A 21,559-nucleotide genomic window follows, 5' to 3' on the forward strand; every position below is an offset into this window, starting at 1 on the left:
TTTGGCCGCTTCCTTTGCGAAAGCTTCAAGTTCTTTTTTGTTCATTTGCATCTGCCTATCATTAACTCTCAATAGAGTATGTTGTGATAGGCAGTTACACAAAATTAGTTACAGACTCTATATTTATCCAATTTTCAGTTCGTTACCACTCAGACCATAATACAAACTCCTTAAAAAGCTTGGGTTTAGCTGGATAACAAGCCGTTCAAGACACCCCAAACAATCAAGAGAATGCCTGGAAGCTTTTAAAAAACTTCCAATTGGAAACGGTCCTTCACACCCCAGGACACCTACCTCTTGAGCGAATTGATGTTTGGTTTCAAGATGAAGCTCGTTTCGGTCAAAAAAACCAAACAACACGTTTATGGGCTGCGACAGGCTCAAGACCTCGTGCAGTAAAGCAACAACAATTTGAGTATGGGTATCTATTTGGTGCTGTCTGCCCTGAAAATGGCAAGACAGAAGCATTAATAACACCTTGCGTAATTAAAGAAGCGGTGACATTACATATGGAACAAATATCGAAAGCTACCGAACTCGGAAAGCATGCAGTTGTTATTATGAATGGTGCTGGTTGGCATACATTCGATACCGTTCAGCCTTTTAATAATGTCACGCTAATCAAACTACCACCCTATTCACCTGAATTGAATCCAATAGAACAAGTTTGGAGTTGGCTACGTCGCCACTGTTTATCCAATCGTACATTTAAGGGTTATGAAGATATTGTTGAGCAAGTTTCAAAAGCATGGAACAAATTCATTTCAGTTCCTGAGAGCGTTAGAAAAATGTGCTCAAGAGATTGGATAAAATTGACTTAACCTTTATGCAGATTGGTATTAGTTTCCTTCTATGTTTGTTTTTTGAGCACCTATCGTGTTCAATTTTAAGCCGATTTTCAATTGAAGATTACTCATGATATAGGTACAGAGATCCACAATTCTAATTTAATGCACTCTATATGATGATTTGTTATGTAACTAATTAATTTCAGCCTAGAAAGCAAAAAGCCCCGACCCAAGGGCCGAGGCTTTTGAAAACAAAGTTTAATTTAGTATAAAACTAAAATTAAGCTTGCTTAGGACGTGAAACTACTTCCACTAAAGTCCATGATTTCTTTTTAGAAATCGGCGCACATTCACGAATAGTAACTGTATCGCCTGCTTTAGCAGTGTTGCTTTCGTCATGAGCGTGCAACTTAGTTGTACGCTTGATGAATTTACCGTAAATCGGGTGCTTCACCTGACGCTCGATAGCAACAACGATAGATTTGTCCATCTTGTCGCTTAGTACACGACCTTGAAGAGTACGGATCTTATCGCTCATTATGCACCTGCCTTCTGGTTGATAACCGTTTTAACACGCGCAATATTGCGACGTACTTTTTTCAGCTCGTGAGTTTGAGCTAGCTGACCAGTGCTCACTTGCATGCGCAGGTTGAACTGCTCACGTAGTAGCTCTAGAAGTTCAGCATTTAGCTCTTCTACGCTTTTGTCTTTAAGTTCGCTAGCTTTCATCACATTACCGTCCGAGTTACAAATGTTGTTTTGAAAGGTAATTTACGAGCAGCTAGGTCGAATGCTTCACGAGCAAGCTCTTCAGAAACACCTTCCATCTCGTAAAGTACTTTGCCTGGCTGGATTTCAGCAACCCAGTACTCAACAGAGCCTTTACCTTTACCCATACGAACTTCAAGCGGCTTTTCAGTGATTGGCTTATCTGGGAACACACGGATCCAGATTTTACCTTGACGCTTGACGTGACGTGTCATAGCACGACGAGCTGCTTCGATTTGACGAGCAGTCATACGACCACGAGCTGTTGCTTTCAAGCCGAAAGAACCGAAGCTTACTTTGTTACCGCTAGTTGCAAGACCACGGTTGCGGCCTTTATGCATTTTGCGGAATTTTGTACGTTTTGGCTGTAACATTAATCGCTACCTCTTACTTAGCACTTTTTTTGGCTTTCTTCGGAGCACGTTTAGCTGGCTTCTCTTGCTCTTGAACTAGTGGTAAACCACCAATCACTTCGCCTTTGAAGATCCAAACTTTAACACCGATGATACCGTAAGTGGTTAACGCTTCAGAAGTTGCATAATCGATATCAGCACGCAGAGTGTGTAGAGGTACACGACCTTCACGGTACCACTCAGAACGTGCGATTTCAGCGCCGCCTAGACGACCGCTTACTTCAACTTTGATACCTTTAGCACCAATGCGCATTGCATTTTGTACCGAACGCTTCATAGCGCGACGGAACATAACACGACGCTCAAGCTGAGATGCGATGCCATCTGCAACTAATTGTGCATCTAGCTCTGGTTTACGTACTTCAGAAATGTTGATCTGAGCAGGTACACCCGCAATCTTAGTTACAGCTTGACGAAGTTTTTCAACGTCTTCGCCTTTTTTACCGATAACAACACCAGGACGAGCTGTGTGAATTGTTACACGGATTGATTTAGCTGGACGCTCGATAACGATTTTAGACACAGAAGCTGCTTTCAATTCCTTAGTAAGGTATTGACGCACTTTGTGATCGCCAAAAAGCTGTGCAGAGAAATCTTTTGTATTCGCGTACCAGGTAGAAACCCAAGGTTTAGAGATACCTAGGCGAATACCAGTAGGATGAACTTTTTGTCCCATTACTTATATCTCCTAGCTATCCGAAACCACAACAGTGATGTGGCTTGTACGCTTAAGGATGCGGTCAGCGCGTCCTTTAGCACGTGGCATGATACGTTTCATTGTCGGACCATCGTCCACAAAAATCGTAGCTACACGTAGCTCATCAATGTCAGCACCTTCGTTGTGCTCTGCGTTCGCAATAGCAGACTCAAGTACTTTTTTAACTAATACAGCCGCTTTCTTAGGGCTGTACGCCAGGATTTCTAGAGCGCGATCTACCGGTAGTCCGCGGATCTGATCAGCTACTAGACGTGCTTTTTGCGCCGAACCAGAGGCGAATTTGTGTTTAGCTAATGCTTCCATCATACCCTCCGATTAACGTTTCTTAGCTTTCTTATCCGCAGCGTGACCGCGGTAAGTACGTGTAGGTGCAAATTCACCTAGTTTGTGACCGATCATTTCGTCTGTAACGAATACAGGTACGTGCTGACGACCATTATGGACAGCGATGGTCAATCCGATCATGTTAGGGATGATCATTGAACGACGGCTCCAAGTCTTTATAGGCTTCTTGTCACCGCTTTCCAACGCCTTCTCTACCTTCTTCAGCAAGTGTAGGTCAATGAATGGACCCTTCTTGAGAGAACGTGGCATGGCAATTCCTCAACTATTACTTAGTACGACGACGTACGATTAATTTATCAGTACGCTTGTTCTTACGTGTTTTAGCACCTTTGGTAGGCTTGCCCCATGGAGACACAGGGTGACGACCACCAGAAGTACGACCTTCACCACCACCGTGTGGGTGATCAACCGGGTTCATGGCAACACCACGAACTGTCGGACGAATACCACGCCAGCGGTTAGCACCAGCTTTACCTAGTGAACGAAGCATATGCTCAGCATTGCCTACTTCACCTAAGGTAGCGCGACAATCAGCTTCAACTTTACGAACTTCGCCTGAACGAAGACGTAGAGTCACATATTGACCTTCACGTGCTAGGATTTGAACGTATGCACCAGCAGAACGTGCGATTTGAGCACCTTTACCTGGCTTTAATTCTACGTTGTGTACAGTCGAACCTACAGGCATGTTACGCATTGGCAATGTGTTACCAGCTTTGATTGGTGCGTCAACACCAGACTGGATTTGATCGCCTGCTTTTAAACCTTTAGGTGCAATGATGTAACGACGCTCACCGTCTGCATATAATACAAGAGCGATGTTTGCGCTACGGTTTGGATCGTACTCTAAACGCTCAACAGTAGCAGGAATGCCATCTTTAGTACGTTTAAAGTCAATTACACGGTAGTGTTGCTTATGACCACCACCGATGTGACGAACCGTGATACGACCGTTGTTGTTACGACCACCTGATTTAGAGTTTTTCTCTAAAAGCGGAGCGTATGGCTTACCCTTGTGTAGATCAGGGTTAACCACTTTAACGACGTGACGACGACCCGCAGAAGTTGGTTTACACTTTTGAAGTGCCATAATTCTAACTCCCCTTATTACTCGGCGCCGCCGACAAAGTCTAGCTCGCTACCTTCTTTAAGAGTAACGTAGGCTTTCTTCCAGTCTGAACGACGACCGAAACGCATACCAGTACGCTTTGTTTTACCCTTAACATTCAAAGTACGAACACCAGTTACTTCTACTTCAAAAAGCTTCTCAACTGCCGCTTTAACTTCAGCTTTAGTTGCGTTTTTAGCTACTTTGAAAACAATCGTGTTGTTCTCTTCAGCAGCGATAGTGCTTTTTTCAGAGATGTGTGGAGCAAGAATTACTTTTAAAAGACGTTCTTCACGGATCATGCTAGCGCCTCCTCAAGTTGCTTAACAGCACCTGCAGTAATAAGTACCTTATCGAAAGCGATTAGGCTTACTGGGTCAATGCCAGCTACATCACGTGTGTCAACCTTATAAAGGTTACGTGCAGAAAGGAATAGATTCTCATCTACTTCTTCAGTCACGATAAGCACGTCTTTAAGCTCAAGCTCTTTAAGCTTAGCTACTAGCTCTTTAGTTTTAGGTGCTTCTAAACCGAAGTTTTCAACAACTACTAAACGCTCTTGACGAACAAGCTCAGACAAGATGCTCTTAATCGCACCGCGATACATCTTACGGTTAACTTTTTGGCTGTGATCTTGCGGCTTAGCTGCAAAGCTCACACCACCGCTGCGCCAGATTGGGCTGCGGATTGTACCAGCACGAGCACGGCCAGTACCTTTTTGGCTGAATGGCTTTTTGCCACCACCACGCACTTCAGAACGCGTCTTTTGGGCACGAGTACCTTGACGAGCACCTGCTGCGTATGCAACAACTACTTGGTGTACTAATGCTTCGTTAAACTCACGTCCAAAAGTAGCTTCGGAAACTTCAAGCGCGCCAGCGCCTTTAATTGCTAATTCCATCACTAAATCTCCAGGACTTATGCTTTAACAGCAGGTTTAACGATAACGTCACCGCCGATAGCGCCAGGTACTGCACCTTTAACTAAAAGCAGGTTACGCTCAGCGTCAACACGAACTAGTTCAAGGTTTTGAGTCGTTACACGCTCAGCACCCATGTGACCGGCCATTTTTTTACCTTTAAACACCTTACCAGGTGATTGGTTTTGACCGATTGAACCAGGAGCACGGTGAGACACAGAGTTACCGTGTGTAGCATCTTGCATGCTGAAGTTCCAGCGCTTGATACCACCTTGGAAACCTTTACCTTTTGAAGTACCTGTTACGTCTACTTTGCTTACTTCGTTGAATAGTTCAACAGTAAGTTCAGTACCTACTTCAAAATCGCCTTCACCACCATTTAGGCGGAATTCCCACAGGCCACGACCCGCTTCAACACCAGCTTTAGCGAAGTGACCCGCTGCTGCTTTGTTTACACGGCTTGCTTTTTTCTCGCCTGCAGTAACTTGAAGCGCTTCATAACCGTCTGTTGCTTCAGATTTGATCTGAGTAACACGGTTAGGCGTCGCTTCGATAACTGTCACAGGGATAGATACACCATCTTCAGTGAAGATACGTGTCATACCCACTTTACGACCGACTAGACCTAATGCCATTTTCCTAAAACCTCTCTAATCTTCCGATTAACCCAGGCTGATTTGAACATCAACACCAGCTGCAAGGTCTAGGCGCATTAGTGCGTCTACAGTCTTGTCAGTTGGTTCTACGATGTCGATCAGACGTTTGTGGGTGCGGATTTCATACTGATCACGCGCATCTTTGTTTACGTGCGGAGAGATCAATACAGTAAAACGTTCAAAGCGCGTTGGTAGTGGGATTGGACCACGTACTTGAGCACCAGTGCGTTTCGCAGTTTCCACGATTTCCGCCGTTGATTGGTCAATCAAACGGTGGTCAAAAGCTTTTAGGCGAATACGAATGCGTTGATTTGACATTCTTAAACCTCAATTAAAAGAGCATTTAAAAAGAGCATAAAAAAACACCCAGTTCGAATTAAAACCTAATTCGCTGGTTGCTTCCTTATTTCTACCATTGAATTCCAAATCGGAATTCCTGTTTGTTGGCTTGAAATCCAAGCCCTATGTTTCATCTTTCCTACTACACTGTAGTAAGAAAGTCCGCACATTATAATGATATTGGTGATAAATGCAACAGCGAATACTAAGTTATTTTAGATTGCCGAATAATTACACCTTAATTGCTTTTTAACCCTGTAACAGCGAACCTATACGTCTATAAATGGTCAGTCCAGTTAAAGCTTGGTATGCTATTGCAAATTTTTAAACGTGGTGTTGTCATGAGAATTGTTTCTCGAATCTTAAATCTATTTGCCCAGTGGGCTAATCTATTATTTGTAAAAACAAAATTACTGCCAGACAACCCGATAGAGCAGTTTAACTTAAACCCAAAGCTACCCACTTTTTATGTAACTCCGCTTAATTCGCGCGCTGACCTAGCGGCACTTGATGCTGTTTGTAAAAAGGTAGGCTTACCAAGAGCTACTCAGCCACAAGCATTAGCAGGTAAAGAAATAGACCGCTTTATTGCTTTGCAAAACCCCACACCTTTATTTGCCTCAGTTGCAAAACCGAGCAATGCCCTTGCAACCGGAAAAGAAATCTTCACTGCCTTGTGTGGTGATACAAGCGCTCAAGCGCAAATCGTTCCGGTCACCATTTTATGGGGTCGCAATCCAGGTAAGGAAAAGCCTGGTATAGGTACGTTATTTTCTCATTCATTGACACCGAGTTGGCTGCGTAAGTTTTTCGTGGTGCTGTTCTCAGGCCGCGATAACTTAGTACGTTTTAGCCAACCTATCGATCTTAATCAGTTAATTAACGATAAGTCGGATGTAGACGAGTTACCTCAAAAACTCGTGCGTGTCGCACGTGTTCACTTTCGTCGTCAAAAACTGGCAGCAACAGGCCCTAAGCTACCTTCAAGAGATCAACTATTTAGCTCCTTACTTGCCGCACCAGCAATCAAGAAGGCCATCGCCGATGAAGCAAAAAGCAAAGGACTAAGTTATGAAGAGGCACGCCTTAATGCACAAGAGCTGCTCGACGAGATTGCGGCAAATTACTCAGACGCCATGGTGCGCGTTGGCGATCGCATTCTAACATGGCTTTGGAACAAACTATACAATGGTATTGAAGTTAAATACGCAGAGCGCGTACATCAGTTAGCAGACAAAGGCCATGAAATAATCTATGTACCGTGCCATCGCAGTCACATGGATTATTTATTGCTGACCTATGTCATCTATCACCAAGGACTTGTGCCACCGCATATCGCCGCAGGTGTTAATCTTAATTTCTTCCCTGCTGGCGGGATTTTCCGCCGTTCAGGGGCATTCTTTATTCGCCGCTCGTTTGCTGGTAACAAGCTTTACTCAGCCGTATTCAAAGAGTATTTAAGCCAACTATTTATTAAAGGCTACTCGGTGAAGTTTTACACCGAAGGAGGCCGCAGTCGTACAGGGCGCTTGTTGCCACCGAAAACCGGTATGCTAGCAATGACAATACAGTCTATGCTGCGTGGTATCGACCGACCCATTTCTATCGTACCGGTCTATATTGGCTACGAACATGTGATGGAGATCAATACTTACCTAAAAGAATTAGCTGGCAACCACAAAAAGAACGAATCTATCTTTGCTGTATTCAAAGCCATCAAGAATCTGAAAAACTACGGCCGCGGCTATTTGAACTTTGGTGAACCGATCAACGTTAATCAGTATTTAAATGAGCACCAAAGTGATTGGCGTGACGCCATTCACCCAACTGACATTCAAAAGCCACAGTGGCTTAACACTCAAGTGGCAGAGCTTGCTGATACTATTATGACCAATATTAACAGTGCAGCAGCGCTCAATGCCATTAACTTATTAGCGACCATTTTACTTAGTAACAGCCAATTTGCACTGAGCAAGCGCAAGTTATTAGAGCAAATGTCTTTTTACCTCACGTTGCAACGCAGTGCAAAATACAATGAGCAAGTCACCATACCTGAAGACTCTGCAGAACAGCTCCTCAATCATGCATTAAAATTAAATAAGCTGGATGTATTGTCAGATGAACTAGGTGAAATTATTGCTATAAAAGAAAAGGAACGCACTTTGTTCAATTACTATCGCAATAACATCGTGCACTTATTTGCTGTACCGAGTGTCATCGCGCAACAGCTATTTAACCGCTTTAGCGTGACTGTAGAAGAATGCCAACAACTACTTGAGGTGCTTTACCCTCTGTTTGCTAAAGAATGGTTTTTAACACCCATGCGTGAGGATTATATCAGCCAAATTTTAACGTGTTTTTCGCAGCAAAACCTCATTGAATTTGATGGCAAAACAGCCAAAGTTATTAAAAGCAGCAATGAATTAGCCCAGCTGGAAATGCTAGGTAAAGTCAGTCAGTTAACGTTGGAACGTTACGCAATCACTGTTAGTTTGATACAAAAGAATCAAGGCGTAACACGTAAAACTCTTGAGTCTGAAACAGATATTATCGCCAATCGCCTAGGTACTTTGCATGGTATCAAAAGTCCTGAGTTTTTTGATAAAAAGGTGCTAGTGGCATTTATCAATAGCTTAAAAGAACATGGCTTTATAAAAGTATCTGACGAGCAATGTATCCGCGCTCAAGAGAAACTGCAAACACTGCAACATCACCTTAATGAGCTATTACCCGCCAGTATTTCTGAGTCAATTCAAGACACCCTTTAACACATTAAATGAAGCTTGCCGCCGATAACTCGGCGGCTCATTAACTAGCCTCTTTGACGCATGACACCTTCTTGAATGGTGGATGCTACAAGCTCACCTTGACGATTAAAAAATTGCCCTCGCACTAACCCGCGGCCATTAGATGCACTTGGGCTATCCACACTGTACAAGATCCACTCATCCATTCTAAAGGGCCTATGAAACCACATGGCATGATCTATGGTCGCCACTTGCATACTTGGGTGCAAAAACGACAGGCCATGCGGCTGTAGCGCCGTTGGTAAAAATTCAAAATCGGATGCATAAGCCAACAAGTAGTTATGAATTCGCCTGTCATCAGGTAAAGGCCCATTAGTTTTAAACCAGACATGGCGTTGTGGCTCAGTGATCTCGGGCTGAAATGGATTTTGAAATTCCACAGGACGCGTTTCAAGCGGCATATCGCAGGTAAACTTATTGCGTAATTGTTCAGGAATTAACGCTTTATTTTCACGATAAAAGTCAATTGAAGACTTCAACTCTTCAGGTCCAGGTACATTTGGCATGGTACTTTGATGTGACACCCCTGGCTCATCGCCTTGAAAAGACGCTGTCATATAAAATATAGGTTTACCGTATTGAATCGCCCGCACCCGTCGAGTGCTAAAACTGCGGCCATCACGGATAACTTCCACATCATACACTATCGGCTTTTTGGCATCCCCTGGACGCAAAAAATAAGAATGCAATGAGTTCACGTAGCGCCCTTCAGGCAAAGTATATTTTGCCGCTGAGAGTGCTTGCCCCATCACCTGACCACCGAAGACCTGTGGAAACCCTAAATCTTGGCTTTGCCCGCGATAAATGCCTTGCTCAATTTCTTCAAGTTTCAAAAGTGAGAGTAAATCTGTAAGAACCTGACTCATCGGGACCTCTTAATTTCGTCAGTTTAATTCAATAATCATAGTATAATAGTAACCGCTATGAGTCATCTTCACTCTTGCTATCGATACATTAAAGTAAAGGGGGTGGCTTATGGGTTATTTTAGTATTAACAACAGCTCGCAGGTAAAGCATGGCATATTGGTTATTTAAAACAGAGCCCGACACATTCTCAATTGATGATTTAAAAGCCTCGGGCAAGCAAGGTGCATTTTGGGAAGGGGTCAGAAACTACCAAGCTCGCAACTTTCTGCGTGATCAAGTCAAATTAGATGACTTAGTTTTCATTTATCATTCTAGCTGCAAAGTACCAGCAATAGTTGGCATAGCGAAAGTTATTCAACAGGCGCAGCCCGATCCTTTCCAATTCGACATGCAAAGTGATTACTTTGATGCAAAATCAACGATAGAAAATCCAAGGTGGTTCGGCGTTACGCTAGAGTATGTAAAACATTTAAGGCCAATCACTTTGTCCTCTATTAAAGCTAACCCAGATATCACTGAGCTAGCTCTAAAAAAAGCGGGAAGGCTTTCCATCTTGCCTGTGAGCGAGCGCGAGTGGCAATTACTATGTCAAAATTAACGGCGTCGCGTTCTGCTCTTTTTTTCTTTTTCTGCGTAGATACCTTCTTTGGGTATCATAGAAAAATACAACAGCAGAGTGAGCCATGAAAAAAGCAAAGTCGCTATTAACCAGCCGTTTTTTTCATGTCCTCTAGTGCGCTTACTACTGTGGACAATAGCAACGGGTGCCAAGTAGGCGGATACGCCAATGAATAATAAAATTAGTTCATTCATGATAACCTTTGCCAAGCCACTTCATCAGGCAGCACCCGCTCAGCGGCAATATAATGTAGGATATCCCCCGCGTTCACTGGATAATCCAAGGGCGGGTTCAACTCCATATTTTGCGCACTTAAATCATGGGCTACACCCAACAAAATTGCATCATGCTTTTCTTTAAAATAATGGAATAAAGCGCCGAATTGGCAAGTTTTTAGGCCAGAAGGTAGCTGCAAACTAAATTGGGTATCGCCGTGCAACGTGGACAACAGCTCTTCTTGCACTCGGCTAGAGCCTGGGTCCTGCATCGCTCTCACTAAAATTTCCGCCGACTTACTTGATGAACATTCAACATTTTTACAATGGGCACGCAGCAAACTCACTTTGCTTTCATCCACAAAATGCGCGCTGATATGAGCGCTCGTTTGTACCATGGGGCTGAGTTTCAACGCCGTTGTAAATGTTTGGTCGTCATCTTGGCCATCGATAATGATTTTATCCGCATTGGATGTGCCAATACGCGCAAGCTCTTCGTCGTCAGTAAAGCTTGATAGCCTCGCAAAGTCAACTTGAGAATAGCTCAACAACGGATGCTCAATATCATTGACTACCGCAAGTACAATACGCCTATCTTGGCGTTTCACATCCGCTAATATGTAATCAATGATCTTTTTAGTTCTGGTAGGATGCCAACCAAAAATAATGATATGGTTTCGCAGGTGGTTAAAATCTTTATCGCCCGTCATTGCTCTTCTTATCCAAAATGTCATAAATTGACCCGCTTTACCCAGCAAAACACCAAACAAAGCAAGACCAAACGGAATTTGCACCAATGCAACAACCCAGCGACCCAGCTCTGTTGTTGCGCTAAAGTCACCATATCCCACAGTAGAAGTGGTAACGATATAATAATAAATAAAAGTGTTGGGTTCTATGAGCGCCTGTTCACCAGCGTAATAAAGTAGCGCCCAGACCAATGCGAGATGGCACACGGTGACGCTACTTAGTAGCTGCCAGCTCGCTTTATCGACATGTGCACGCAACAGTACAAGTAAACGTTTGAATATGATTGGCATAGTGTAGTGCAGTTTATAATTCTATAGCGCTACCTTACTCGATCTCTACGCGCTTTAAAACCTCAACAAATCAACATGCTTACTAAAAAGCTAAGTAAAAATTGCGATACATTTATCTATCTTATTAAGCATGGTGCAAGGCTCGTATTTTATCGCAACTTCAGTATACTGATGCATAATGTTTGGTAATAGGATGATAGGTATGGCTGGCGTATTAGCTTCGGTAGATCAAAGAACGCAACTGGTTGGTGAAAACCGATTAGAGCTTTTATTGTTTCATCTACATAGCCGCCACTTCTTTGCACTTAATGTTTTTAAAGTAAAAGAAGTTGTGAAGTTGCCTCACCTGCACAGTATGCCAAACGCTCACCCTAAAGTATGTGGCGTTACCAACATTCGAGGCGAATCCATTCCGGTCATTGATTTGCGTCGCGCAATCTGTATGCCTGAGTGTGATCGTGATACCGACAGCAACCTCGTTATCACCGAATATAATCGCTCAGTACAAGCCTTTTTAGTCGGCAAGGTAGACCAAATCGTCAATACCACTTGGCAAGATATCATGCCAACGCCCAGCTCTGTTGGCAAAAACCATTACCTTACAGCGCTTACAAAAATCAAACGGGACGGTGTAGAACATATCGTTGAGATCATTGATGTTGAAAAAGTACTGGCTGAAATCGTGTCATACGATGTCGTCATCTCGGAGGATGTTCTAGATAAAAGTATCATTGATGAATTTCATGGCCGAAAAATTCTACACGCCGATGATTCACCCACAGCACGACGCCAAGTAGCGGATACGCTGGCGCAATTGGGTATTGAAATCATCCCAGCAACCGACGGCCAAGAAGCGCTAAATGTACTCAAACACTGGGCTGATGAAGGTATTGATGTGAACAAAGAGCTACTTGCCGTGATCACCGATGCTGAAATGCCTTCGATGGACGGATATCGACTCACTTACGAAATACGAAACGATAGCCGTTTAAAAGACTTATATGTGATCTTGAACACGTCACTTAGTGGCAGCTTTAATAATGCCATGGTCGAAAAAGTAGGTTGTAACGCGTTTTTATCTAAGTTTCAGCCGGATCTCTTAGTAGAAGAAATACAAAATCGACTTAAAGAAGTGCTAAAAACTGAATAACTGGTTATTTATACAGTTTCATGGCATTTTTTTGTTCATATAAATCAAGATGATAAATTTCTTATGCCTGCTTTTTAAAGCGCATAACTGGGCAACGCCCCCCTAACACGGGTATACTTTGCGTTCATTTTACTGAAATAGGCGTGGTAATGGACGTTTCTGAATTAATCGATGGCTTAAACGATAAACAACGTGAGGCAGTTGCAGCTCCACTGCAAAATATGCTGGTCCTCGCCGGTGCTGGCTCGGGTAAAACCCGTGTATTAGTGCATCGTATCGCTTGGTTAATGCAAGTAGAACACGCCTCAGCCTACAGTATATTTGCCGTAACCTTTACCAATAAAGCCGCCAAAGAAATGCGCACCCGAGTTGAAGAAACCTTGCGCTCACCAGTAGGTGGCATGTGGATAGGTACTTTCCACGGTTTATCTCATCGCATTTTACGCGCTCATCACCGCGAAGCGAACTTACCAGAGGCATTTCAGATTTTAGATACAGACGATCAAGTACGTATGATCCGTCGTCTGTTAAAAGCCATGAATATAGACGAAAAGAAATGGCCACCAAAACAAATCGCGTGGTATATCAGTGCCAAAAAAGACGAGGGCCTAAGACCCAAAGATATCCAAGCCTATGATGTTAACGAACAACTATTACTGCGTGTTTATAGCGCTTATCAAGATGCCTGCGACAGAGCAGGGTTAGTCGACTTTGCGGAAATTTTATTGCGCTGTTATGAGCTACTACAGCAACAACCAACACTGCTGCGTCATTATCAACAGCGCTTCAGATATATGCTGGTAGACGAATTTCAAGATACCAACAGCATTCAATATCGCTGGCTAAAACTCCTTGCAGGTCAAGAGAATACCATGATGATCGTTGGTGATGATGACCAGAGTATCTATGGTTGGCGTGGCGCAAAAATTGAAAATATAAAGCGCTTTTTGGAAGACTTTTCGGCCGAAACCATTCGTCTTGAACAAAACTACCGTTCCACCGCCACCATTCTAAAGGCATCGAATGCTTTGATCCAAAATAACGCAGAGCGGATGGGTAAAAGCTTATGGACCGACGGTAACCAAGGTGAGCCAATCTCCATCTATGCCGCTTTTAATGAATTAGATGAAGCGCGCTTTGTGGTGAGTAAAATTCGCACTTGGTTAAATGGCGGTAATGCACTGCAAGATTGCGCCATTTTATACAGAAACAACGCGCAGTCTCGGGTACTCGAAGAAGCCATGTTACAAGAAGGGCTAAAATATCGCATTTATGGCGGTATGCGATTCTTCGAACGTCAAGAGATTAAAGACGCCCTCGCTTATTTACGCTTGATCAGCAATCGTCAAGACGACGCCGCATTTGAGCGCGTGATCAATACCCCTGCTCGTGGTATTGGTGATAAAACCTTAAGTCATATTCGCGATTGCGCCCGCAATGAATCTATGCCGTTGTGGTACGCTGCAAAAGCGGTGATTGAGCAAAAACACTTGGCAGGTAGAGCCGCCACCGCAGTTTCGCGCTTTATTGAACTGGTAGAGCAACTGGATGACAAGATCACTGAACTGGAGTTATCTGAGCAGGCCAAAACCACCATTGAACAATCAGGGTTGATGGCCATGTATCAAGCGGAAAAAGGTGAAAAAGGTCGTGCTCGCGTGGAAAACTTAGAAGAATTGATCAGTGCTTGTGGTCAATACGAGCCACCCATAGATGAAGATTTTAGCTCACCACTGCAAGGATTCTTAGCCTATACCTCGTTGGAGTCTGGCGAAGGTCAGGCCGATGAGCACGAAGATGCAGTGCAAATGATGACATTGCACTCAGCAAAAGGCCTGGAATTTCCATTGGTATTTATGGTTGGCGTGGAAGAAGGCATGTTCCCCTCTCAGCAAAGTCATGAAGAGTCAGGTAGACTTGAAGAAGAGCGACGCCTTTGTTATGTGGGTATGACACGCGCAATGGAGAAACTCTACATCAGTCATGCTGAAAGTCGTCGTCTATATGGACAAGAGAAGCATCACAGTCCATCACGCTTTTTACGTGAACTACCAGAAGATTGCACAGAAGAAATTCGTATCAAGACTCAAGTATCAAGACCTGTAAATAGTGGACGTTTCAGCGCCTCAGTGACCCATGCAGCATTTGAAGACAGTGGCTATAATCTTGGACAACGCGTTCTGCACGCAAAATTTGGGGCTGGCACCGTACTGAACTATGAAGGCAGTGGTGCCCAGTCGCGTATTCAAGTAAATTTTGATGATGTTGGCAGCAAGTGGTTGGTAACAGCGTATGCCCGTTTACAAAGCCTCTAATTTAGAAGCCTTATTTGCCGAGTTAGCCCACAATCAACACCGTCAGCTATTTTTGCTGTGCGGTGAACACGATTGGGCTATTCAGCAAGTCAAACATCTATTTACGCTATCTCGCCACTGCCTATTACTATCAAAACACCCTGAACTGGCAAATGCATGTTGGCCCGAACATTTGCATCAGATCCTCGGCCAAGAGTTTGAACTGGCACTTTACGACGGATATGCAGGCATAGAGCCAAACAAATTGGCCGCACTCAGCGGTACGGTTAAAGCCGGAGGGTTACTCATCTTAATACTTCCTGAGCTTGATGACTTACCTTGCTGGCAAGATCCTAGCCTCGCAACATGGTGCTCTCACGGTTTTACTGCCACGCAAAGCCCCTTTTTGCAACGCTGGCAAAAGCTGTTTAAAGAACTAGATGTTTCGTTTTACTCCCAACGCCACGGTTTATCTTTGTCGCTAGAGGGGCACACTCAGCAATCACAAATAGATTTTAGCGAACAACAAAGCACCCTGACTCAAATCACCACACAGCTAAAAAGCAAAAAGCCCCAACCTATTTTGTTAAGTGCCGATCGGGGTCGTGGTAAATCTGCAGCACTTGGCATGCTAGCGGCGGCAATGAGTGAGCAAACCTTTATTATTTGCGCCTTTCAGTACCGTGCTGTGATAAGCAGCTTCAAACACTTAGCGCAGCTGGTGGGTGTCAATTATCAAGGTCACGAAAAACACATTGCAAATCTGCATTTTGTGCCACCAGATCAGCTGCTCACAATGCAGTTAACCGATCAGATAGTGCTTATTGATGAAGCCGCAGCCATTCCAGTACCTACATTAATTGCGCTTGTAAAAAAAGCTCAGCGCTGCGTATTTTCAAGCACAATCATCGGCTATGAGGGCAATGGCCGAGGTTATACATTAAGATTTAAGCGTTATCTATCAAAGCACTATCCAGATTTTTTAGCATTGAGTATGCGCCAGCCCATTCGTTATCAACAGCACGACCCACTAGAAGAGCACATAAACCAGCTGTTTGCTTTGGATTGCCAATATCCAACCACTGCAGACACCAGCAACTTAACGTATACTAGGCTCACCGCTTGCGAACTGGCGTTGGATGAGTCTTTGCTACACCAAGCATTTTCGTTGTTAGTACTTGCACATTATCAAACTACCGTAAACGACTTACGGCAACTGCTAGATAGTCCCTCGCAGGCGATTTATATAGTGCGCAATCCCCAACAACTGCTGGGGTTAAGTTTGGTTAATTTTGAAGGGCAGATAGAACATGAGCTGCACGACGATATCGCAATGGGTAAACGTCGCCCAAAAGGACATTTACTCCCTCAACAATTGTTTGCAGCGCAAGGCGACGCCCAGTTTTTAATAGCCAAAACGGCTCGCATAGTACGTATTGCCATTGCCCCAAATTTACATGGTAAAGGACTTGGCACACAGTTACTCAACTATGTCGAACAACAACTAAAGCAATCAGTGGATTATTTGGGCAGCAGCTTTGGCGCAACAGCAATACTACTGAACTTTTGGCAGAAAAACGGCTATAGAACCGTTAAATTAGGGTATAAACAAGATAAAGCCAGTGGTGAATATGCAGCAATGGTATTGAAAAGCACCACGGCATTTGAACCGTATCTTGAGCGTATTTGCCAACACTTTAGAATGAATTTCACCTATCAACTTAGTAATCTTTATCAACAATTACCTTGGCAATTAGTAAAATGCATTCTCGTTGCGTTGCCCATACAAAGCATTCCAGAGCCGCTCATCAGGCAGTTGAATTTTATGATGAGCAAACAAACCCTTCTGGAACAAGATAGCGCAACAATATGGCAAGTATTAATCTGTCAGCCAAAATTATTACTAACCTTATCTGATATTTCACAACAATTAGGTATTAGACTATTATTACAAAACAATACTAAAGAATTGCTTAAAGGTGACTTATCTCTAGGCTCCAAAAAACAGTTTTCTATAGCTTTCAATACCTTGGTAAGTGAAATTCATGAACAAGTTACCTCATTACATTAATGCGCTTGTTGTCACTTCGCTCTTGTTAGCCAGCGGCTTAGGGCTGGCTGACGAACCGCCACTAAAATTGGGTATGTCGGTTGCGTTAAGCGGGCCGGCTCAGGAGATAGGCAAACAGCTTAGTGATGGTGCAATGCTGCACTTTGAAGCCGAGAATCAAGCTGGCGGTATTTCTGGACGCGTTATTGAATTACTAGTAAGTGATGATGGTTATGAACCTAACCGCACGGTCCTCAACACAAAGCAATTCATCTACGAGGATAAGGTTGACGCACTATTTGGCTATATGGGTACGCCAACCACAGCAGCAATTCGCCCGCTACTTGAGCACAGCAAAACCCCTCTACTCATGCCATTTACAGGCGCAGATTTTTTACATCAAATCGGTAAATATCACGTTTTTAATTTAAGAGCTAGTTATCAAGACGAAGCGCAAGAACACATTAAATATCTTGTTAGCGAAAAAAATCATCAGCATATTGCACTGCTTATTCAAGCTGATGAATTCGGCATTACCGTTGAAAAGAGTTTAACTAAAGCACTTGCTTTAAAAGGCTTAAAGCCGACTACCATCGCTCGCTTCAGACGCAATACCAGTGATGTTGAGAAAGCGTATGAGCAAATCAAGCAAACCAATGCCACAGCCGTTGTTTTGATTGGCACCTACGAGCCTTTAGCAACCTTTGTAGGATTAGCAGACAGTGACAAACAGCACCTAGAATTTACCAGTGTCTCGTTTGTCTCTAGCAAAGAACTCTTTGCTCGCGTCAAACCTAATCCCCCTATTATGGTCACAGAAGTGGTCCCCAACCCACTTTTATGTAAGGCAATGTTGTGTGAAAAATTTCGCCGTATTGTGAAGCAAAAACCACATTTGCAAGTCGATCATATCCTGTTCGAAGGTTATCTTAATGCGCTTGTTTTTAGCCGAGCAGCCAAACAATGCAACACACAATATTCTGTACAATGCCTGCTCAATAAATTGCCATGGGTTTTAGAACATGATGGTGATTTAAAAATGCTTTTTGAGCTTTCAAAACAACAAAAGAAATTGCCAGTCTACCGTTCATATTCATCATAATGTTCTATTCTTTAACAATACCATTGTGCTTGTTGAGGAAAATATGGATTTAATCAATTTCCGAGTCGGACAAAAAACCATTTCATTGAAGATTTTGGATATTCTGCTCACTGAACGCTACGAAGGAAACTTAACGTCCTTGCCCAACGGTAATCCAAGCTTTTTGGGCGTCAAAGATTACATGGGTACACCCACCCCCATTTTTGACTTGGGCATTATTTTAAATAACCAATCATCTTACGAAATAAACTCTGCTTTAGTTGAGCTGTTGCGAACCAAAGAGGAAGAGCACAAGAGTTGGCTACACGCATTAGAAAAAAGCGTAATGAAAGGCCATGACTTCGATAAGGCAAGAGACGCCAAGCAATGTGCATTCGGACAGTGGCTATACAGTTTTAAAACTGAAAATGAAGATTTAAAAGCCATATTACATAGATTTGAAGAGCCCCATAACCGCCTACATTCGCTGGCAGACAAGTTGCTTTTATTGTGCGAACAGAACAAGCAACAAGAAGCCATTGTGATGCTGGAAAAAGAGCGCTCAACAACCTATGTCAAACTGATGCGGCTATTTGAGTCTGCAAGAGAACAAATCAGCTTAGATCACAAACCCATCATTGTGTTTACAACGCAGGACGGGCACAAACCTCATATTGGTTTGTTGGTTGATCAGGTTGAAGACAACATGCACTGCGAAGAAAACGAGATTAAGTCTTTGAGTGAAATTACCAATATCGGTTTTGAAATAGACCCACAAACAAAAAAAATGATGCAAGGTTTGATTAAAAGAGGCAACACACACACGGTGTTAATTGATCCGAGTGCGATATTTAGGCCAGAACATTTACAAGGCTATGAACCAGAAGAAACCGAAAGCTACGGCTTGTTTTAATTCTATTTTATGAGCAAACAAAAACGCCGCTATGACAGCGGCGTTTTTTTATTCAAAAGCAATTAGTCTTTTGCTTGACGGCTTGCGCGCTTACGCTCACTTTCCGTTAGTAACTTCTTACGAATACGAATACTCTCAGGTGTTACTTCTACTAGCTCGTCGTCATCAATGAACTCAAGCGCTTGCTCAAGTGACATTCTGATTGGTGGCACAAGTGTTTGCGCTTCATCAGTACCTGATGCACGTACGTTTGTTAACTGTTTTCCTTTCAAAGCGTTAACAGTCAAATCATTATCACGGCTGTGAATACCGATGATCATACCTTCGTATACTTCAACACCGTGACCGATGAAAAGCTTACCACGCTCTTGTAAGTTAAATAGTGCGTTAGTTAGCGCTTTACCTGTTGCGTTAGCAATCAATACACCATTTTTACGCTTACCAATGTTACCGCCTTTATGTGGGCCGTAATGATCGAACGTGTGATACATCAAACCAGAACCAGACGTTAATGTCATGAAATCTGTTTGGAAACCGATTAAGCCACGGCTAGGCATGATAAAGTCTAAACGCACACGACCTTTACCATCTGGTGCCATATCTGTCATTTCAGCTTTACGTAAGCCAAGTTGCTCCATGATAGAACCTTGGTGCTCTTCTTGTACGTCAACCGTTACTGTTTCGAATGGTTCTTCTAGTTTGCCGTCTACGTGACGTAGAATTACCTCTGGACGTGATACCGCAAGCTCGTAGCCTTCGCGACGCATGTTTTCAATTAAGATACCTAGGTGTAATTCACCACGACCTGATACACGGAAGCTATCAGGGTTATCCGTTTCTTCAACGCGTAATGCTACGTTATGTACTAACTCGTTTTGTAAACGCTCAAGAATGTTACGAGAAGTAACGAACTTACCTTCTTGACCCGCAAACGGTGACGTGTTTACCGAGAAAGTCATAGTTACTGTTGGTTCATCAACAGAAAGCGGTGGTAACGCTTCAACTGCATTCACATCACAAATTGTGTCAGAGATTTTCAACTCACCCAAACCTGTGATTGCGATGATGTCGCCAGCCTGTGCTTGTTGTGCTTCGTGACGATCAAGACCAAGATATGTTAATACCTGACCTACTTTACCGTTACGTGTTTTACCATCAGCACCGACCACAGTTACCTGTTGGTTTACTTTAACAGTACCGCGCTTGATACGACCTACACCAATAACACCAATGTATGAGTTGTAATCAAGTTGCGAAATCTGCATCTGGAAACCACCATCAGGATCAGCATCCGGTGCAGCTACTTGATCAACAATCGCTTTGAACATAGGTTGCATGTTGTCTGATGGCTCATCTAGGTCTAACGTTGCCCAACCATTGATAGCAGATGCATAGATAACTTGGAAATCTAGCTGTTCGTCAGTTGCACCTAAGTTATCAAATAAGTCGAATACTTGGTCCATAACCCAATCAGGACGCGCACCTGGCTTGTCGATTTTGTTAATTACAACGATAGGCTTAAGACCTAAAGCAAATGCCTTTTGCGTTACGAAACGCGTTTGTGGCATTGGACCTTCTTGTGCATCAACTAGTAGTAATACTGAGTCAACCATTGAAAGAACACGTTCTACTTCACCACCGAAGTCGGCGTGTCCCGGAGTATCTACGATATTAATGTGGTAGTCGTTCCACTCAATCGCGGTGTTTTTTGCTAGGATGGTGATACCGCGCTCTTTTTCGATATCGTTTGAATCCATTACACGTTCTTCGTTACCGCCGCGTGTTTCAAGTGTGCCCGATTGCTCTAGCAACTTATCAACTAGGGTTGTTTTACCGTGGTCTACGTGGGCGATAATCGCGATATTACGTAATTTTTCAATGCTCATGTTTATAACTCAGATAATTACTCGAAAGAGTGGGTTAATCCTAAATACACCTAATTGTGTAAAACAGCCTATAAATTGACCGATAGGATTCATAAAGTGGCGTATTATCCCCTAATAACGCAGTAGATGAAAGTTTATGCAGCATTATTTTTTAACTACATGACCTAATTCGCCGATTTTTAGCGTGTTATTCATTCAATCAACGATATTATCTATGCTGTTTTGAGGAATATAGTGCAATGTTATATAAGGAGAATAATTCAATAATATGTAAAAGCGATGACAGCAACATCGTATAATTTAATCTCGTAATTGCAATCTCAAATTTACGGCCAGTTGCTATCTTAGATAAAACTGCGCAGTTAAAAATACGCGAATTTGCAAACTTGTGTCATTTCACAAGCATATTACACCGCTCACATAGCATTAGAGAGTCGCTTTTCCCACACAACCAATGCACCAACGATGTGCATTTTTGGATCATTTTGGTGCAACACAATTGTTTTACAAGTATCTTCATACAAATAAACACATAAAATTCAATAATTTAAAAAACTGGCATGTATTAAGCTTACAAAATCCG

At 43.1% G+C, this 21,559-nt stretch carries 22 protein-coding genes and 1 pseudogene; 8 read left to right on the forward strand and 15 right to left on the reverse strand.

What is annotated here, in order from left to right; genetic code table 11:
- Positions 1–160 precede the first annotated feature (160 nt).
- A pseudogene (locus HC733_RS08685) lies at positions 161–821 on the forward strand (IS630 family transposase); the annotation flags it as partial.
- Positions 822–1,068: 247 nt separating this feature from the next.
- Here HC733_RS08685 and rpsQ read toward each other — a convergent pair.
- From rpsQ to rpsJ, 11 genes are read right to left on the reverse strand one after another with little or no spacing between them, the layout of a single operon-like run.
- Positions 1,069–1,326, reverse strand: a complete 258-nt coding sequence (rpsQ, locus tag HC733_RS08690; protein WP_070986407.1) for a 30S ribosomal protein S17 — start codon at positions 1,324–1,326, stop codon at positions 1,069–1,071.
- Positions 1,326–1,517, reverse strand: coding sequence for a 50S ribosomal protein L29 (gene rpmC / locus HC733_RS08695; RefSeq protein WP_070986408.1), 192 nt, complete (start codon positions 1,515–1,517; stop codon positions 1,326–1,328). Before rpmC ends, rpsQ begins: the two co-directional genes overlap by 1 nt.
- Entirely contained in the window at positions 1,517–1,930 is a 414-nt protein-coding gene (gene rplP / locus HC733_RS08700; protein WP_190364666.1) for a 50S ribosomal protein L16, read from the reverse strand. The genes rpmC and rplP overlap by 1 nt, the downstream gene beginning before the upstream one ends.
- A 13-nt stretch (positions 1,931–1,943) precedes the next feature.
- Positions 1,944–2,645, reverse strand: a complete 702-nt coding sequence (gene rpsC, locus HC733_RS08705) for a 30S ribosomal protein S3 (RefSeq protein ID WP_070986410.1) — start codon at positions 2,643–2,645, stop codon at positions 1,944–1,946.
- A gap of 12 nt (positions 2,646–2,657) precedes the next feature.
- Positions 2,658–2,990: a 50S ribosomal protein L22 gene (gene rplV / locus HC733_RS08710; RefSeq protein WP_058031283.1), complete on the reverse strand. Its 333-nt coding sequence runs from the start codon at positions 2,988–2,990 to the stop codon at positions 2,658–2,660.
- Positions 2,991–3,002: 12 nt separating this feature from the next.
- Positions 3,003–3,281 (reverse strand): 30S ribosomal protein S19, encoded by a 279-nt coding sequence (gene rpsS, locus HC733_RS08715; RefSeq protein WP_010367084.1) that lies wholly within the window; start codon positions 3,279–3,281, stop codon positions 3,003–3,005.
- Positions 3,282–3,297: 16 nt separating this feature from the next.
- Positions 3,298–4,122 carry a 50S ribosomal protein L2 gene (gene rplB / locus HC733_RS08720; RefSeq protein ID WP_171626149.1) on the reverse strand — a complete coding sequence of 275 codons (825 nt, stop codon included), beginning with the start codon at positions 4,120–4,122 and terminating at the stop codon, positions 3,298–3,300.
- A 17-nt stretch (positions 4,123–4,139) separates the two neighbouring features.
- On the reverse strand, positions 4,140–4,442 hold the full coding sequence (gene rplW / locus HC733_RS08725; protein WP_070991183.1) for a 50S ribosomal protein L23: 303 nt from the start codon (positions 4,440–4,442) through the stop codon (positions 4,140–4,142).
- Positions 4,439–5,041 carry a 50S ribosomal protein L4 gene (rplD, locus tag HC733_RS08730; RefSeq protein ID WP_070986413.1) on the reverse strand — a complete coding sequence of 201 codons (603 nt, stop codon included), beginning with the start codon at positions 5,039–5,041 and terminating at the stop codon, positions 4,439–4,441. The genes rplW and rplD overlap by 4 nt, the downstream gene beginning before the upstream one ends.
- Positions 5,042–5,058: 17 nt before the next feature.
- Positions 5,059–5,694, reverse strand: coding sequence for a 50S ribosomal protein L3 (gene rplC / locus HC733_RS08735; RefSeq protein ID WP_190364667.1), 636 nt, complete (start codon positions 5,692–5,694; stop codon positions 5,059–5,061).
- Positions 5,695–5,721: 27 nt separating this feature from the next.
- Entirely contained in the window at positions 5,722–6,033 is a 312-nt protein-coding gene (gene rpsJ, locus HC733_RS08740; RefSeq protein ID WP_005495349.1) for a 30S ribosomal protein S10, read from the reverse strand.
- Between the two features lie 362 nt (positions 6,034–6,395).
- Here rpsJ and plsB point away from each other — a divergent pair, with 362 nt between their 5' ends.
- Entirely contained in the window at positions 6,396–8,822 is a 2,427-nt protein-coding gene (gene plsB, locus HC733_RS08745) for a glycerol-3-phosphate 1-O-acyltransferase PlsB (protein ID WP_190364668.1), read from the forward strand.
- A gap of 44 nt (positions 8,823–8,866) precedes the next feature.
- Here plsB and tesB read toward each other — a convergent pair whose 3' ends face one another.
- The gene (gene tesB, locus HC733_RS08750; protein WP_190364669.1) at positions 8,867–9,727 is read right to left on the reverse strand and encodes an acyl-CoA thioesterase II; all 861 of its coding nucleotides are present in this window, start codon (positions 9,725–9,727) and stop codon (positions 8,867–8,869) included.
- A 149-nt stretch (positions 9,728–9,876) separates the two neighbouring features.
- Between tesB and HC733_RS08755 the strand changes: the two genes are divergently transcribed.
- Positions 9,877–10,326: an EVE domain-containing protein gene (locus HC733_RS08755; RefSeq protein WP_190364670.1), complete on the forward strand. Its 450-nt coding sequence runs from the start codon at positions 9,877–9,879 to the stop codon at positions 10,324–10,326.
- On the opposite strand, the gene HC733_RS08760 is transcribed toward HC733_RS08755, so the two are convergent.
- Together HC733_RS08760 and HC733_RS08765 are read right to left on the reverse strand one after the other, a co-directional pair.
- Positions 10,323–10,541, reverse strand: a complete 219-nt coding sequence (locus tag HC733_RS08760; protein ID WP_190364671.1) for a hypothetical protein — start codon at positions 10,539–10,541, stop codon at positions 10,323–10,325. The two genes, HC733_RS08755 and HC733_RS08760, sit on opposite strands and share 4 nt — an antisense overlap.
- Positions 10,538–11,602 carry a potassium channel family protein gene (locus HC733_RS08765; RefSeq protein ID WP_190364672.1) on the reverse strand — a complete coding sequence of 355 codons (1,065 nt, stop codon included), beginning with the start codon at positions 11,600–11,602 and terminating at the stop codon, positions 10,538–10,540. Before HC733_RS08765 ends, HC733_RS08760 begins: the two co-directional genes overlap by 4 nt.
- Before the next feature lie 202 nt (positions 11,603–11,804).
- Here HC733_RS08765 and HC733_RS08770 point away from each other — a divergent pair, with 202 nt between their 5' ends.
- From HC733_RS08770 to HC733_RS08790, 5 genes are all read left to right on the forward strand, one after another.
- Positions 11,805–12,752: a chemotaxis protein CheV gene (locus HC733_RS08770; RefSeq protein WP_190364673.1), complete on the forward strand. Its 948-nt coding sequence runs from the start codon at positions 11,805–11,807 to the stop codon at positions 12,750–12,752.
- 149 nt (positions 12,753–12,901) lie between these two features.
- Positions 12,902–15,067 carry a DNA helicase II gene (gene uvrD / locus HC733_RS08775; RefSeq protein ID WP_190364674.1) on the forward strand — a complete coding sequence of 722 codons (2,166 nt, stop codon included), beginning with the start codon at positions 12,902–12,904 and terminating at the stop codon, positions 15,065–15,067.
- Complete coding sequence (locus HC733_RS08780) at positions 15,045–17,117, forward strand: GNAT family N-acetyltransferase (RefSeq protein ID WP_190364675.1); 2,073 nt, start codon at positions 15,045–15,047, stop codon at positions 17,115–17,117. The genes uvrD and HC733_RS08780 overlap by 23 nt, the downstream gene beginning before the upstream one ends.
- Positions 17,092–18,198 carry an ABC transporter substrate-binding protein gene (locus HC733_RS08785; RefSeq protein ID WP_190364676.1) on the forward strand — a complete coding sequence of 369 codons (1,107 nt, stop codon included), beginning with the start codon at positions 17,092–17,094 and terminating at the stop codon, positions 18,196–18,198. The genes HC733_RS08780 and HC733_RS08785 overlap by 26 nt, the downstream gene beginning before the upstream one ends.
- 43 nt (positions 18,199–18,241) lie before the next feature.
- On the forward strand, positions 18,242–19,090 hold the full coding sequence (locus HC733_RS08790) for a CZB domain-containing protein (protein WP_190364677.1): 849 nt from the start codon (positions 18,242–18,244) through the stop codon (positions 19,088–19,090).
- A 62-nt stretch (positions 19,091–19,152) separates the two neighbouring features.
- On the opposite strand, the gene typA is transcribed toward HC733_RS08790, so the two are convergent.
- Positions 19,153–20,976: a translational GTPase TypA gene (gene typA, locus HC733_RS08795; protein ID WP_190364678.1), complete on the reverse strand. Its 1,824-nt coding sequence runs from the start codon at positions 20,974–20,976 to the stop codon at positions 19,153–19,155.
- Positions 20,977–21,559 lie beyond the last annotated feature (583 nt).

Origin of the sequence: Pseudoalteromonas sp. S16_S37, from assembly GCF_014694405.1 — a bacterium.
Taxonomy (GTDB): Bacteria; Pseudomonadota; Gammaproteobacteria; order Enterobacterales; family Alteromonadaceae; genus Pseudoalteromonas.